This is a genomic window from Endozoicomonas sp. 4G, from assembly GCF_023822025.1.
Taxonomy (GTDB): Bacteria; Pseudomonadota; Gammaproteobacteria; order Pseudomonadales; family Endozoicomonadaceae; genus Endozoicomonas_A.
The window spans coordinates 5,943,607-5,961,549 of sequence record NZ_CP082909.1; the positions used below are offsets into that span (position 1 = coordinate 5,943,607).

The window sequence follows — 17,943 nt, forward strand, 5'->3', positions numbered from 1 at the left end:
GACAGTAATCAACAGTTAAAACAGAGGGGGGCTTGCGCTCACCTCTGCGTTTGGTGCGCTTAAGGATAAGCGTCAGGAATAAAAAAGGAAGGGATTCTATGACCTGCTTTAATCGCACGTTTTTGTCGACCTCTATTGATCTGGCTAACAGGGTGAAACGCAGTAGGGTTTCCTGGCCGGTAGTGACCGGTGCCCTGTTTTCCGGGCCGGTAGTGGCAGTGGATAACGACATTCGTGCCGTGAGCGGAATCACCTCGGTGTCCAGTGCCGGTAATGTCCATACCATTACCTCCAACAAGCGTTCCAATGCTTCCGCTATCAATGTCTTTGATAAGTTTGTAGTCAGCACTTCTCACACCGCCAATCTCATAGTACCCAATGACGCCAGTAACCTGGTTAATATTGTCAGGGGGTCTGATGCACCGGCAGTACACGGTATTCTGAACAGCTACAAGAACGGCTCCCTGGGTGGCAATGTGGTTTTTGCCAGCTCAGCGGGTTTCATCGTGGGTGAGACGGGTATCGTCAATGTCGGCAAGCTTTCTATAAAAACACCCGACAGCAGTGACATCACTGCGCTACTGTCCAATGGCGAGCCGGTGGACAGTGAAATCACTGATCTCCTTAATAACAGTTTCAGCGTCTCTTCTTCGGGTCTAGTAAGAATTCAGGGCAAAGTCAACACCGCGTCGGGCGTGGATATCTATGCCAACACCATCCATGTGGACGAAAAAGCCATCATCATTGCCGGCAATACAGCGGCTGCCACCGGTGTCAGTAATTATGGGCAGAATAACGATTACACGGCAGTTAACGTCGATGACCTGACTACTCCCAACGAATTAAAAGTCGATGGCGGCACCCTGGTTCTCAAGGCATCCAGCAGTGCCGATGACGCCATTAACCTTTCCGGTGATCTCTACGCCGACGGTGGGTTTACCATTACGGCTGACAACATCGCCATTAACTCAGGCTCTGTTCTGGATACTGAAGGCAGTGCAACCATTACCGCCGCCGCTGCGGCCAGCATCAGTGGCACTCTGGCCGCGGAATCGGGCATCCGTATTGACTCCAAAGATATTGACCTCAACAGCGGCAGTGTTTTGGATACCCGGAATACCGGCGACACTGCCCGTGGCGATGTCACACTGACGGCCTCAGCCAGTCAGGATGTCAGTCTGGCTTCCGCCAGTGCCACCACCAACATTGATTTTAGCGGTCAGGTCTACGCCGGAAGTCTGACCGCCAGCGCCACATCAAAAGCTGCCAGCAGCATTAAAGAGGAGCCGGGTGTGGCCATTGGCTCGGTAGTCGGCGGAGCGCTTGCCGGTGCCTCCTTCTATCTGATGGACGCCGATGCTGATGCAACGGTGAACGTCAACAGCGGCGCCAATATAAACGCCAGTGGTAATGTTTCCCTGGCTTCAGAATCCCATGCTGTTTCCGACGCTTCTGCCATTACTTTGGGCAATGCGCTGCCCGGAGCACTGGCGGCAGTGTATGCCACCAGTGACGCCACCAGTACCACCCACGTAAAGTCAGGAGCTACGATTCAGGCGGGAGGCAACCTGGATGTTTCTGCCCACAACGAATCCTATGTCGCCGCCACCGCATTTAACCTTATTGCCGAAGACGCCAACAAGGTGGTGATTGCTGCCGCGGTGGGGGAGTCTGATGTTGACGCCACTGCCAGGATTGACAGCGGTGTGACTCTGGATGCCAACAACCTGGTGGTGGCCGCAGAGAACCAGAATTATTACCACATCTCGGCTTCTGCCTATGGCCTGAAGGCGACCCGCTATGGTCTGGCGGTGGCCGTGGGGGATTTTGATACCCGTGCTACCGCCGAGCTGGGCAGCAGTCTGGGAACGGATCTGGATAAAACAGGTAATGTCACCATCACCGCTCTGGATCGGACTCTGAACCAAAGAGTTCATTCCGGTGTGACCGTGGGCAGCAACATTTTTATGCGCACGATCGGCTCCAAAGCCATCAGTGGCATCTCTGCGTTACAGAATGGTGTCCACAACTTCACCAACAAATACCTGCCCACAGGGCACTCAGCGCCCACCGATGAGACGGGCAAAGTCAGCTTCAAAGGTGGTCTGGCATTTTCTCTCAACCTTTCCGATCACGACGCCTACAGTTTTCTGGGCACTAATGTGTCCGGGCAGACGGATGCGCCACGGATCCTTGCAACGGGCAATATTCTGGTGGCCAGCCAGACCGATTTGGGTAGTGATAATCAGGCGGTTGCAGGTGGTAGTAATAATGGCGCACTGGGTGGCGATCAGGGCGGTTATCGAACCTCGGCAGAAACGGCGGTATCGGCTCCCAAACAGGGTTCCAGTGGCAGCAACCAGACTCCGGCATCGGATAAAAGTCTGGCGCTGGCCCTCAACCTTGCCATTAACGACAGTGACGCGGTAGCAGAGGTTGGCCAGTCGGTGCAGATCAGTGCGGCAAATCTTGGTGTGATCGCGGCACAGCACATGCCTATCGTTTCCACTTACGACAAGTGGGACACCTTCTCTGATGTCGTTGGCAAATTTAACGGTGTCGGCGGGTTACAGAACAATCTTCTGACCGGCTTCGCCAATGCGGGTGCTGCCGCTGATAAGAAAGCCTACGGCGGCAGCTTCAATGTCCTCTGGAACGATATGGACACCAAGGCCTGGATAGGGGACAAGGCGAAAATCACGACAACCGGCACAGGCAACTGGAGTGCCAGCAGAGCACTGAAGGCCAACAGTGAAGTTCCCGGAATTCTCGGTAGCAGCAAGGTCTTTAAAGACGTCACCTATACCTTCTCTTTTAATGACTCGGTAGCGGTCAGGGCTTATAACCTGATGGAGACCGCCACGATCGCTGGTAACCTCGGTACCCTGGGTCTGATACCCAATGCCACCGGCACCAATGAAAAAGGTAAGTCGGTTGGCGGTTCCATTTCCTATATCCAGCAGTCTGGTTCAGCCGTGGCGGGTATTGGCAAGGCTACGGTCAACGCCACTGGCAATATTGGCGTTTACGCAGAAACGGATGAACGTCACTTCCTGGTCACACCTTCTTCCGGACAGGCCAGCGGTATTGGCTTCAGCGGAGTGCTTGGTTTTCTCAATTCGGAAGTCTTGACTCATGCCTCCCTGCACAATCAGGCACAGCTCAGTGCAGATAATCTGGTTATTATTGCCGACCATGAATTTGGTAACTGGGCAGCGGCTGGCGCATTCAGCTGGTCAGACCAGTCAGCGGTTGGTATCGCTATCGCGGCAAACGTTTCCCAGGGTGACACTAAGGCGTTCATTGGCGATAACTCAAAAGAATACAAGAAGGTCAAGTTCCAGGATAAGAACAATAACGAGACCGATAAACCTGCCCCAAGTTCGCCCACTGCACCTGATCCAACCAAAGGCATCGTCGTTAACTCGGTAAGCGTCCGTGCCCGTGCAACAGGTACCAACGGCTCGCTGGCGGTTGCCGGGGCATTAACCACCGAGCCCAGCGATGAGCCTGGCATTGGTGCCAAATTTGAGAACTGGTACAACGGCCTGTCTTCCAAACTGGCTGCCAATTACACTGGCGCCAGCGGAAGCAGTAGTGATTCATCCATAGGCAAATCTTCAGAAAGCGGCAAGAACGACGACAGTGGTTCAGGTTCTGGCAAAAGCTCGGCGGAAGTGTCCAAGGATCAGCTGGGTCTGACAGGCGCGGGCAGCTTTACTGTCTCCGTCAACAATATGGATGCCAAGGCCATTATTGATGGCGCTGCCATCAGCGGTCACCAGAACGGTAGCAGCTACAACGATGTGGATGTCGACGTTCAGGCTCTTGAAAAAGTGATCTCGGCTTCCGCCACAGGTTCAGCCGCGCTGTCCATGCTGGGGGCCAATTCACCGACCAATCAGGACACCATTGCCGGGGCTATTTCCTATCAGATCAGTTTCAACGATGCCCTGGCCTGGATTAAAGACTCTGTGATTACCTATGCCGATGACGTGAATGTTCAGGCGTTGCACGGCGGTGAACTGACTTCCGTTGCCCTGGCACTATCTGTCACCAGACCAGACTCTTCTTCCGGTCAGACACGTAATGGTGCGCTGTCCATCTCGGGCGCCCAGATATACGACGGCACATCAGCACGGATTGAAGGCTCGTCCATCAGCTCCAATCAGGGTGCGAATAACGATCTCGAAGTTTCCGCCTACAACAACAGCTATGTGGGCGTTGGCGGCGGTACCCTCTATGGCGGTGGCAAGCAGGGGGGCGGTCTGGCGATTACCTTTGCCGAGATAAATGATCCTTCCGCCATTCCCGGAGACGCCAACCCGGATGGCAATAATGTTCTCAGCACTGCCTATGATGAGGATGTTTATAACGGTGCAGCAACAGAAGCTATTGTCGATTTCAGTGGTTCCAACCGCTCTTATCTCAATAACTTTGACCGGGTCGATATCAGCGCCCGCAGCCTGAACCGGATTGGTATTGGTGCCGCCGGTATCGGCTATAACAATAATCAGGAAGATTCCCTGGGCTTCCAGGGCAGTTTTGCCATAGGTTCCATCGGTGCAGATACCAAGGCGCTGATAAAAGGCACCAACATCAGTGGGGCAGGTGTCGTTAATCTTAACGCCAGTGGTGAGAAAGACGGCGACCTGGACAAGATTCTCAGTGACCTCGGTTCCAGCAATACCAACAAAGATTACGACTTCAGCGGCGCCGAAGCCATGGACAATACTAATGTCCACACCAGCGACGACGGCAGCGGCTCGACTTACAACTATTCATCGGAAGGCAAACGGATCATCGCTGTGGCGGGTGCTGTCCAGATGGGTAAAAAGAATCTGGGTATCTCCTACGCCCATGCGGATGTAAAAAGTGAAACCAAAGCCCGCATGAAAGACGTCAATATCAACAAGTCAGGCACCGGGGCAGAGGTTAACGTTAATGCCCGCGATAACTCCCTGCTCTACAGTGTTGCCATCGGCGTGGGTGTGGGCACCGGCGGTTTCTCCGGTGTCGGCTCGGTGGCGGTTAACCGTCTGAACAATCAGGTGCTGGCTGAAATTGGCGACTGGAACGGTTCCGATAAGGGCACCATTAATGCCAGTGATTTGTCGGTGGTTGCCCAGAATGATATGGATCTGATTAACGTCGCTGGTTCGGTAGCGGTGGCCAGTGGTCAGGGTGGTGCGACTGCCGGGGGGCTGGCAGTAGCCCTCAATCTTGTCGGCACTGACGAACACTCGACAAAAGCCAGAATCAGCAACACCAGCCTTAAGGTGGATGAGGATCTTACCGTCAGGGCACTGAGCGGAACCGCCAATAATCATAATCTGCTGGTGGGTAATGCCATCGCTATAGGTGCCAATCTTGGACAGAGTGGTATTGGTTTTGCTGGCGCCATTTCCACCAATAATGTCGATCAAACCATCGAAGCGGGCATTAAAGACACCAACACCAATCGTAGCAGCGCCGCATCTTCAACCAGTGGCGGTGATGTTGTTGTCCAGGGTCAGGATTACAGCGATAGCGTAGCCACGGCCTGGATGGGGGCTGGCTCTGGCAATGGTTCCGCCGGTGGTGTCGCCATTGCCACCAACCGGGTGGATTCCGATGTTACGGCAGAAGTGCTGGGCAACAAAGGCAACCCTGGCAGTACAACGCTCAAAGCGCAAAACGTGACGGTTGACGCTTTCCGCCGTAACTGGCTGTTGACCATCGACGCCGGTGTTGCCGCCTCCAAACAGGTATCCCTGGCGGGCTCTGTGGGAACCGGTGTTATAGACGGCAATGTGACAGCAAGAATCGCCGACGATGCCCGAGTAGACGCCTGGAACAATGTTCTGGTTAATGCTGATGCACTGAGCGTCAATCTGGTGGGCAGTGGTGCTGTGGGGATTGGTGTCGATGCCGGCGCTGGTGCTGTTGCCATCGCTACGGCAATGGAATACGGCAAGACAGAAGCTTACATTGACGACGCAGTGGTGATTGCCAAAGGCAAGGGCAGCACTATGCAGGTGGATACCGGTGACCTCAAAGGTTATGGCGATCTGCCGGATCTTGCTACTGCCGGTGACAGTTCCAACCCGGATGCGGTCTCCATGGGCGACCTGACTTCCGGCTTCAACACCCTGTCTGTGGAGCGCACCAAAGAATCCGTCAATGGTCTTGTTGTTAACGCGACTTCCAGAACCAAGCAGCGTGCGATTACGGTCGGCGGTGCTGGCGGCAAGACGGTGGCTATCAATGCCAACGTCGCTACCAACGGTACTTATAACGCCACTAAGGCTTATATCAAGGATTCCACCATCAACTCCGGCGTTTCCGGTGAAGACGGTGCTGATGTTTACGTTCGCGCCAATGCCCATGAAGCGGGACTGGCGGTTTCTGCCGGTGTAGCCGTTGCCGGTGGCGGTGAAGCGGCTGGTGCGGGGGTTGGTGGTTTTGCCACCAATGCCCAGAAACGCTCCAGTGAAGCCACCCTTGAAAACAGTACAGTCAATGCAGATAAAGTGACCATTGACGCCAATACCTCGAAACTGGCTCAGGCTGTTTCGGCAGGCGTAGCGGCCGGGTTAGGCACCACCGGTGGGCTTGGTGGCGCTGCTTCAGTGGTGATCACTGAACAGGCGGGCAACACTCGTGCCTGGTTGCGAGGAGGCACAACCAACGCCAGAGAAGTAGTGGTTGTTTCCGACAGACGTCAGGAAGCTAATGTCGCTGCCGGTGCAGCAGGCATCGGTACGACAGTAGGCGTTGGTGTTGGACTGGCGGTCAATATTGTGGGGGGGGATTCGAAAGCCATTATTGGCAATGATCTGGATGATAACGGCGATACCCTGACCACCACCGTGAACTCAGATACCGTCACAGTGGATGCTGACCGGGTTTCCAGCGCAAAAAGTTACGTTTTTGGTGCTGGGCTGGGTGGCGGCTATGGTGTCGCAGCTATGATCAATACCACGGAATTCCGTGGCGAAACCCGGGCCGCGATTCATGGCTATCTCAAGAATAGCAACCTCACCACCGACATTCGTGGTAGTGACGGCAGCTCTGCCGCCACTCGTGTTAACGTTAATGCTCAGGAACTTCAGGATGCCGATCAGTGGGCTGCGGGTATCGGTGCTGGCGCCAGTTTAGGTGTGGGTGCCGTGGCCAATGTGCTGCTCGGTCGCTCCCAGGTTTACAGCGAGGTGGTTGGCTCAGATATTGAAGCGGGCACACTGGATATTGACGCCAATGCCCAGCGCCAGTCCGATCTGATCAGTGTTGCTGGCGCTGCATCCACTAACGCAGCAGCGGCGCTGAGTATCGGTCTTGCTCTGTACGGTCAGGGTGATACGACAGCGGAAGATGGCACCAACGCTGAAGATGAGTTTGATCCAAGCCGAAACGAAGCCAATACGGTTCTGGCTACGGATACTGCCAGCTATAACAGACATTTGTCTGATGAAGAGATCGCTACGCTGGCAGCCGATAACAATGTCACCATAACCCGCAGTCAGGCACCTTCAACTTCAACGACGACAGAATCAGGTAAGTCGCTCAAGCTCAGTGGTGAAAGTGTTACCGCTGCCCGGATCAGTGGCGGCAAGATTGATGTCGATACGCTTAACGTCAATAGTCGTACACTTCAGCACAGCTATCAGGGGCTCGGCGCAGCCCAGGCCAGTTCTGTAGGCATTGCTGGTGTGGTGGGTATCAGTCGCTCCTATGAAATGAACATCGCCACCGTAGACAGCAACATCAAAGCAGACAATGTGGTGATTGGCGCAAGCCTTGAAAATGCCAGCAGCGACGATGGCGCGCTGGCAATGAAGAGCTTTATTGTCGGTCTGGGCGGTACCAGCGTGGTCATTAACTACACCGATGCGCGTAGTGAAAATCGGGTGGTGGCCGGAATCAATTCAGCAGAGGGTAACGACACGGGCGATCTTGAAGTTACCGCTACCGATTCCACCGATATACGTCTGGGGGATGTCAGCAGCGGCAAGCCCTCATCGGTTACCGATGGTTCCCTGAACATCAATATTGGTGCCGGGGCCCTTGGCGTCAGCGTTGGCTATGCAGAGAAAGACAGTGATATTGATGCCTGGGTGGGTGAAACAGGCAAGCTGATCGACGGCTATAACAACATCACTGTTTCCGCCCTCAACCAGGGCATGGTGAAAAGCACAGGTTTCGCGCTGGCAGGAGGTTTGCTGGCAGGCGTTCAGGGTGTTGTTACTGACGCCCACGACGATTCCGATGTCAAGGCGACGGTTTACGGCACCATCGATACTGGCTCAGATGCCAGCGCCGTTAATATCAATGCCCAATCTGCATCGGAACTTTATGCCAGTGCTTACGGTGTCACTGTTGCCGCTGGTGGCTCCATGGGTGGCTCCTTTGCTTATGCCATTGCCGATACCAAAGCGGAAGCCGAAGTGGCTGACGGAACGGTATTTAACGGCAGTGGTGAGGTGATTGTCCGCTCAGAGACCGGCAGCGGCGCTGACGGTTATCAAAGCGCCTATGCTGCCGCCTTTGCCGCTTCCGGTGGTTTACTCCTTGGTATTGCCGGCAGTGAAGCCAGGGCCACTAATAAGTCTCAGTCCATCGCCAGAGTGGGCGATGGTGTCTATCTGCCGTATGCCGACTTCACCGTCAATGCCCGTCATACCGGGGTACAGATTGCCGATGCCGATGGCTACTTTGTCGGTTGGGTGGCCGGAGGCTATCAGACAGGTGTTGCTCAATCTTTCAGCTCAAGCCGGGTTGAGTTTGGCAAGGATCCGATAGCGGCCCTGGAACGTCCGGGTGACCTGACTCTGGACGCCACCAGTTACAACCAGAACCAGAGCTTTACCACCGCGGGCGGCGGGGGCTATTACTCTGGCAGCGCTGCAGAGTCAGTGATGGATGCCGGCGATCACAGCAGCGGCAATGAGTCCGCTGCGGTTAAGATTGATGACTGGTCTGGCAACTATCGGATGGTTCCTGTGGATGCCGGTGGTGTTTATATTTCTGCCAGTAGTGAGACTGAATTCTTTACCGGAACCGATGCGACTACGGTTTCTGTCGTTGGTGGTTCGGGTGCAACTTCTCTGGTCGAGGTGGATACCAATGCCAGGGTGGATCTGGGCGAGAATGTCAGCTTCTCGGCGTTGGATATTGATATTGACGCCTTCAACAGCGCTTACCAGATTCAGAATCCTTACTTCAATGGCTTTACCTCTTCCATTCATGGCGCGGGCGGTGGCGCTGCCAACGGTACTGCGGGGCTTTCCTACCAGAACCTGAAAAACCTCGCTGCCGAAGTATTGGTGGGTAAAAATGCCGTGCTGAAGATTTCCGACCTGGCGTGGATGGACAGCATATACGACCATAACATTATGCTGGACGCCAACACGGACTTCTTTGTCTACGACGAGTCCAAGCTGGAAATCGGTGGTGCCTTACAGGGCGCCGGTGCTGAATCCGATGTGGATGTCAAAACCCGCAACAAAATCTCACTGGGTGAGGGAGCGAGGCTCTACAACCCCAGGGGAGAGATTGGTATCGGCACCTACTCCCGTGGCAGTGCCGTGTCCCAGGCCAATGTGACCGTCTGGGCGGCAGCCGGTGTTGCCGGTGGTGTCAGTACCGTTGATCTGGATGTTCTTAACCAGATCGATATTGGCAAAAATGCCATTATCAATGGTTATGGCAATGTCGGTATCTACAGCGGTCGTGGCAGTCATTACTTTCAGGAAAATCAGCTGACAGGCAATGCCCTGGCCAATGTCTATAACTGGACGGCTATTCCTATTCCGGCTGGCAACAAAGCAAAATCCAATATCACCCTGAACAATAAGGTGAACTTTGCCGATGGCTTTGACATTGGTTCCGACAGCCATGTGTTTATTGAAGCCAATGAAGGGCAGGTCAGTTCCACCCATCGGGGCATTGAAAAGAACCCCTACCTGGAGTTGTTCAGTTCTGAAACCAGCTTTGGCAGCAGTGACTCCAGCACCAGTAATATTCTCACTTTTAACGGCAATGGTAAGGTAGTTGCCGGGCAGTACGCCTACCAGTGGGTGGAAATAGAGTCTGACGGCACCATTAATAACCAGCTCTACCGTTACGGTACCGCGGCCCGGATGAATGAGCAGTATTCCAGCCGGGCAGAACTGGCCGCTTATATCAAGGATCTTCAGGACCGTGTTGACCTGCTGGAATCTTGGGACGGTTCCAGCACTCTTATCGATGGGATCACCGTGAGTGACGGCGATGGCGAAGATACCGGCAGCACATCCGGCACCGGCTCCGAGAACACCGTGGATGGTGGGGAAAACCCTTACCAGGATGAGATCAATGAGCTGAAGTCAGAAATTGTACTGCTGTCGGCTATCGTCAATGATCTGTCTGCGAACCCGAACGATGCCATCAGGGTGGCGGATGTTCAGGCCACCGCAGGGAATATCAACCTGGTGGCCGACACCATCACACTGGCTGGCAGTAACAAACCGACCTTCACCGCCAAAGGCGACGCCTACATCAAGGTGGAGAACAAGACCGATGAACATTTGCTGCTGGAAAACCTGAGCATTACCAATCAAACCGGCGGTAACGTGTTTGTCACTGGCGGTGCCTCGCTGGGGAACAGTTATATCTTTGAACAGTCTGGCAGTGATTACACGTCGAAGACTGGCATTGATATCAGCCATGCGCCAACCGGTGCCAACTACCTGGACTCTGACGTTATTATTAATGGCGATATCTCCAACCTGCTGTCCAGCGTCAATATTGATGTGGCCGAAGGTGACCTGATCCAGCAGGCTACCATCGAAGCCAACGCCATTAATCTGAACGTGGAGAACGGCAGCCTGCTGCTGAATTCCAACAAACCCCAGACCTATGGCCGTGATCCCAAGGCGCTGGTCAACTATACCGCTGGCTGGAAACCTTCCGCTGAAGGTTTTGTGCAGCTTTATATCAACGACAAATACAGCACAGCCATTAATGCTACTGGTATTAACGACTTCAATAACTGGTTTACTGGCCGTGCCATCCGCCATACCGATGACCAGAAGAGTTATTACCAGGGCGGTAGCTACGGCTACGACGAAATGAATATCTACTTCAACTGGGGCTTCAGCGACAGTAAGGAATACCACGGCAGTGATGCCATTGTGTTTGAAATGCGCAGCAACAGCGGCAGTCGTGGTGGCAGCAAATGGAAGTTCAAGCCTGTTCAGAATTTACAGTCCAAACTTGAGCAGAGCGCCAGCTACTCCCAGGTGAAAAGCAGTCTGGGCGGCACCGGCACTTCCATCATTGGTGAGAAGGTCGTGATTAATGCTGCGCGTCTGGATATCAATGGCAAGATTATCGTTGGTACCGATAACGCCTGGTCTGTGGATGTGGGTTCGGGTTTTGATGCGACTGTCGCCGAATATATCCGTGACGCAGGGCTTTCTGCCGGCGATGTGATTAATATCAGGCCCGGTGAAAGCAAAGCTCTCTGGGTCAGACATCCGTCTCTGCCCGGTCTCAAAACTCTGAAGTATTATGATTTTGATGTGTCGTCCAGTAATGGTACCTCTGGCATTGGCCTGACTTATGATGTCGCTACTGGCAAGCTCAGGGCTAATGACATTCCGGTCAGTGGCGGTGGCTATGTGGCTATCAGGGCCAGAATTTCCTCCACCGGTGAAGAAGGCAATATCACCGTTAAGGACGGACTGGGCCAGATTGATATTAATAACGACTCCAGCAAGCAGCTGGTGCTGGGTACTATCAGCGCCGGAGACGACGCCACCGGTGTTATTCGTATTACCGACCTGAATAAGAGAAAGAATGGCAGCTATTACAGTGAATGGTTTGTCCACTCGCCCGGCAACAAAATCAGACAGTATGAGACCGACGCCTGGGCGGTCAGTTATGACGAATCCAATTATGTGAAGAGTCTCGGCGGCACCGGAACAACGTCGACTATGACGTATAACCCCATGGCCGGACAGCTGTTCTATATTCGCGAAGGGGCGACCGTGGTACGCAGCTTTGATCCACCCGGAGACAGCTCTGCGCCTTATGATGGCAAGTCTATTGATGGTTACTTCGCCAAATATCCGAACACCCTTGGGGACTGGTATTACGAAACCAACTGGAACACTGAAGCCAGCTACTACACCACCTGTTCCTACAAGCCAGAAGCCTGCTCCAATGGTACAGCCAGCAATTACCTGACCCAGGTTTATGACCGTGGCGGTGAGAACGTCTGGGGGGTTAAGTGGGGCCTCAGCTACGACAAGTACTACGGCAGTAACATGACCAATGTCGATCCTGCCGTCTATGTTTCCTATCGTATGTGGATGGATGCCCACACCTATGTGAAGGCAGACAATGCCATTAGTTTTCAGTTCACTGGTTCGGCTAATGGTTTTATTGACCTGACCTCAAAATCGTCCATTGAACTGACCGGTAACGTTTATAACCCCAGTGGTACCACCAATATCAGCACGCTCAAGAATCTGATCACTTCCGGTTCCACCGCCATTACCTCTGACGTGACCACCATTGCTGCCAGAGGCAACATTGGCAGCCGTGATAATGCCCTGGCGATCATTACCGATGAGCTGGGTCTGAGTTCCAGTAAGGGTTCTCTCTATTTCAACGTGACAGGCGCTGACGGTGATGTGGAACTTCGACACCTGAAAGCCAAATACGACATTGTTGGTATTGTTGACAAGGGCATTGTCGCCAAAGACAGCAGTACGATTATTCAATCGGATCGTCTGGATCTGACCAGCTCTACCGGCGGCATTGGTAAGGTGGGAACCATTGGTAATACCGGCAGCTACCAGTTCGTCAATATTGCCACCACCGGCACAGTGAAACTGAATGCCGCTACTGATATTGCCGTGAATCAGGCCACTGGCGACCTTGAGCTCTACAGCGCCAAGGCGAACGAAGAAGTGGTGATCAAGCTGGGTAATGGCCGGATTACCAACGGTATTGGCCGACTGGACAAGACCGATGAAGAGTTGGCTTATGACGCTGCGGTGTGGGACAGCCTGAATCTGCTGGATGATGACGCCGGTGCTGTAACTGTGTCGTCTTATGAAAACCAGTTCACGCACAAATACCATACCTACTGGATGATCAAGCAGCGCCTGTCTGACGACAGCGATGCCGGTTTCACCATTGATCCGGCCTTTGTTGAAGCCCTGAAAGTGCGTTATAACACCACTGACGAAGTGGCACTGACTCGTCTGGTGAAGGCCGATTATCAAGGACTTGAACAGTGGTTCGCAGACCAGGTTGCTGCCGCTGATGTTTACGACAAGCCAGAAGACGCCATTGGCATTGAGCAGAAAGGAACGCTCTTCGGTTATGACTACGGCGCTCTGCTCACTGGCAGTTACGATCAGGGCTATCGCCTGACTCTGGCGCAAGACTCCAGCTGGTACACCGGCATGGTGGAGGGTGCGAAGTGGAAACAGAGCCAGCTGGATATCAGTATTTCTGCGACAGCACTGAATGGCGACGCCTCAAGCCAGCTGACCAACAGGGAAGCTAACATCAAGGCTTCCGACATTCATCTGATCGCCAATGGCGGCAGTGTTGGCGAAAACCTCAATGACCTGGTCTTCAGTGTCAGCCGCGATGGTTCCGGAACCATCACCGACGCCCAGAAAGCGGCTCTGCTGGCCGCCGGTGCCGGTGATATTTCAACGACAGTGACCCAAGATAAGGTAACGTTCAACGTCAAGCAGGTTGACCCGATCAAGATTGATATGTCCGGAGAGCTGTACGCCTCGGCCAGCAAAGAGATCTATATCGAGTCTAAATCCGGCCTGACCCTGGGCAGTCTGGCTTCTTCCGAAAACGACATTCGTCTGGTGGTGGATGGTGTCATTGATGCCAAATCAGGGCTGACCAATATCGCTGCCCGTGACCTGTTTATCGCTAATACCCGTGGGGATATTGGCTCGCAGAGCAATGCCCTGAAGCTCAACCTTACCGGAGCGCTGAGGCAGGCGGGTGCGGCATCAGATATGTACCTTCAGGGTGTGGGTGGTGATCTTTATCTGGGATCAATCAGTGCTGGCGGCCTGCTCTCCATTGCTAACAGTAATGATCTTCTGTCGTACAATAACGACAGCTTCCTTGCTGCTGAGTCATTCAATCTCGACGTCAACAGTCATGACCTTGGCAGTAACTCCAGAGCGTTGAACCTGATTATGACCGGCGCTGGCAGTTTCCGGGCCGACGCAGGCAATGCCTGGCTGAACGTTAAGGACTCCAGCCTGTTCACACTGGGACAAGTTGATATCGACAAGACCTTGTCCCTCAGCGCTGTGGGAGCCCTGGCTCTGCAGGGGAATCTTGACGCAACGGGCCTGACTCTGGATGCAGATGGCGCTCTGACCAGTGGCGGTTACACAATGACTGTGGCTAATGACGCTGATATAGAGGCCGGCAGCATTGATCTGGGCGCCATGAACGTCAAGGTGGGCAGTGCCAATATCTACGCCCAGTCTGGCGGCCTCACTCTGGGTGATGTCACTGCATCCAAAGGTTTGTTGACGCTGCTGGCTAATGGTCAGTTGACCCTGAATGGCGACATTGTGACTCTGGGTGGCAACCTTCTGGCAGATGCCAACAGGATTGTAATGGCTGCCCTGGGCTCTGTGACCAGCTCCGGTAATATCACCATGACGGCGTCGGACAGCATGAACCTGTTTAATCTGACCGCCCGCAATGGTGTGGTTGACCTCACCGCCAGCAACGGCTTTGATGCTCAACTGGGTTCCATTACCGCTACTCGTCTGGATGCTCGTGAGGTAGATATCGAAACCCAGTCCGACCTGACGCTCAGCGATGCAGTGGCAACCTCTTCAGGTAATCTAAAGCTGACTTCTGGTGGCGATATGTTCCTGAATGCGGATATCACCAGTGATCAGGGGTCCATTATTCTGGATGGACAGAAGTCGCTGTACGCCACACGTCGTATGAAGTCTGGACAGGACCTGAAGATCATCACCAAAGGCAACCAGGAGTTAAGCACTCTGGAGGTTGGTGGCAACCTGGATATTGATCTGGAAGACGGCTCAGCCCTGAGCATTGCCTCCGCAACTGTGGCCGGGCTTGTGGATATTCTTTCCAGTGGCGACCTGACTCTGTCCGGCTCGTTGGCTGCCAGCGATGTCAGTATTGAAACAACCGGTGGGCTGACCTCTGGTGGTTCCATCCGCTCTGCCACAGGTTCCATGACCTTAAAGATGGGCAAAGGCCTGAATGTTCAGGGTGATATCACAGCCTTCAGCAATATGGATATTGTTGCCATTGAAGGCGTCACCATGGCACCCGGCAAGAGTATTACCGCCGGTGGTTACATGGATATCGATGCCGCCTTTATCAACATGAGCGACAACAGCCTGATGAAATCCGGCGCTGATATGAAGCTCTACACACCGGGCTCCATGTTACTGGGCACTCTGGAAGTGGGCGGTGATCTGGATATCGACATTGAATCGGGTGCCGAGCTTGCCATCAGCAGTGCCACGGTGGCCGGTATTGTCGACATTCTTTCCAGTGGCGATCTGGATCTGTCCGGCTCTCTGGCAGCCGGTGATGTGACCATTGAAACGGCAGGCGATCTGACTACCGGTGGTTCCATCAGTGCTTCTGCTGGTGCCATGACCCTGAAGATGGGTAAGGGCTTGAATGTTCAGGGTGATATCAGCGCTTTGGGTAATATGAATATAGAAGCGGTTGAGGGTGTTCTGATTGCTTCAGGCAGAAGCGTGAGCGCCGGTGGTATTTCAATAGAGACAGATACTCTGTCACTGAACAATGATAGTCGTTTAATTTCCGAAAATGGTATCACTGTGTCGCTTAACTCTTTTGAGATGGGTGACGGTGTGGAAATCTCTGCGGTCAATGACATCGATATGACAGTCCAAAGCCAGATTATTCTGAATGGCCCGGTAAGCTCCAGCGCAGGTTCCATTCAAATGACGGGAACTGAAGGTCTGGATATTCTGCACAGCCTCAATGCCGGTCAGGATATAGTGCTGACTGTTCCGGAAACCGTTGTTCTGCCCACCGAAAAACAGCTGCTGGCTGGCGGCAACATCAGTGTGAATTCTGACTGGCTGGATCTACAGGGCAATAACCATTTGCACGCAGGGGCGAACCTGACACTCACCAATAATGGCATGAGTCTGCCCGACACCACCAGCCTGAGAGCGGGCGGTGATATGGCGCTGCTGACCGTTGGACAGGTCAGCTTGAATGGCCAGGTACAGCAGACCGGAGGCTCTTTCCAGGTCAACACTGACAGTGATATCCAGCTCAAGCAGGACATTAATGCCGGTGGACATATTCTGTTGAATACGCCGACAGATGTGTACCTGAAAGCGGGTCGAAGCCTGATTGCAGAAGAAGACCTGCGGGTTGAGTCCGACGGCCTCTATCTGGGACGAAACACGGTGCTTGATGCCGGTGGCAATCTGGCGTTGATGAATAATACCCTGTCACTGCCTGACAGTGTGCAGATCAGCTCGGGTGGTGATTTTGAGCTTGAGACTGATGGAGAGCTCTATCTGAGCGGTACCATCGGGGATATTGGCGGTTCCCTGCGGATTCGCAGCGACGAGCTGTATGTCTACCAGGATCTGAATGCCGGGGAGAGCATTGAGCTGGGTGCCACCTACCGTATTTATCAGCAGTATCGCAGAAGTCTGGTGGCTGGCGAGGATATCAGACTCAGTACTGACCATTATTACACCGGCTACCGGACCAGCCTGACGGCTGGGGATGATATTTCCGTATCTACCCTGGATGGGCTCGACTTCTACTACGTCAGTGCTGGTGGTGATTTCGCTGTTGAAAGTAAATACGGTGACGTTTATTTCAGTGAGTCTGTCACAGCGGGTGGGGACATGAGTGTTCAGTCTGGTAATAATGTCTATCTCTCATCATGGAACGACATTACTGCGGGCTCTCTTTCCATAGGCACAGCGGATCAGTCTGGAGCTTATTATTTCTCAGTGGGGCACGACAGCACCATCGAGACAGAGGCCGACTTGCTGGTGAACACCATCTACAGCCAGGACTATGATGAACTGATTGTTGGCGGAGATTTCACGGCAAAGGCTGAGCATGGCTCTGTTTATTTCCAGAAGTCTGTGACAGCAGGTGGCGCTGTGAACCTCCACTCTGGAAGGGATATCTACCTCTCGGCCTGGGAGCGTCTCAAGGCCCAATCACTGACCATAGGCTCCTCTGAGTTTTATGGAGCTGAGCATTTCTCAATGGGCTATAACAGCTCAATTGAAACCCGTGGCGCAGTAGCCATTCATACCCGCTGGAACCAGTATCTTGGCAGTCTGACATCCCATGCTGATGGGCTGGCCTTTGAACTGACCTCTGCACGGGGAGCCATTTACGGAAATTATGAGTACCGATTCAGCAAGTATCATGATGCCAGTCACCTGACAGCCACTAACGGACGGGCTGTTCTTCAGGCTGCTACCGGTATCGGCGATCCACTGGTGGTTGATCTGCCATGGCTTTCAGCAGAAACTGAGAGTGGCAATATCAATATTCTGGCTCGTGCCGATCTTGAGGCCAGTCTGCTGAAGGCGACCCGTGGTGATATCTACATGACCACCCTGGGCGCTCTGTCCATTGATGAGCTGGCGGGTAACGCCTGGCTGGTGGTGGGTGATCTGCTCTTTGCCCGGAAAATGACCATGGAGTACGGTTCGATTCGGGCTGAAAATGGTGTGGAGGTTGAAGAACTCAGCCTGACTGGCAGACATGGCGTTAGCTTTTATGCGCCTGACATCCGGGTGACTCAGGTAGATGATGATGGCACCAGAACTCAAGTTGAGGCACAGCGTTATACCTATATCAAGCCTGCCTCAAAAAGTAGAACTCGGAGGTGGGGGCGATTTTTCTAAGGAGTAA

At 53.6% G+C, this 17,943-nt stretch carries 1 protein-coding gene; it reads left to right on the forward strand.

Features of this window, described 5'->3' with window-relative positions; all coding sequences use genetic code 11:
* Positions 1–98: 98 nt before the first annotated feature.
* Positions 99–17,936 carry a leukotoxin LktA family filamentous adhesin gene (locus tag K7B67_RS23665; protein ID WP_252178300.1) on the forward strand — a complete coding sequence of 5,946 codons (17,838 nt, stop codon included), beginning with the start codon at positions 99–101 and terminating at the stop codon, positions 17,934–17,936.
* Positions 17,937–17,943: the final 7 nt, after the last annotated feature.

Bases quoted from the DNA above. Each gene is read 5' to 3' on its own strand.
- K7B67_RS23665 (WP_252178300.1), top strand. From the start codon at position 99: ATGACCTGCTTTAATCGCACGTTTTTGTCGACCTCTATTGATCTGGCT.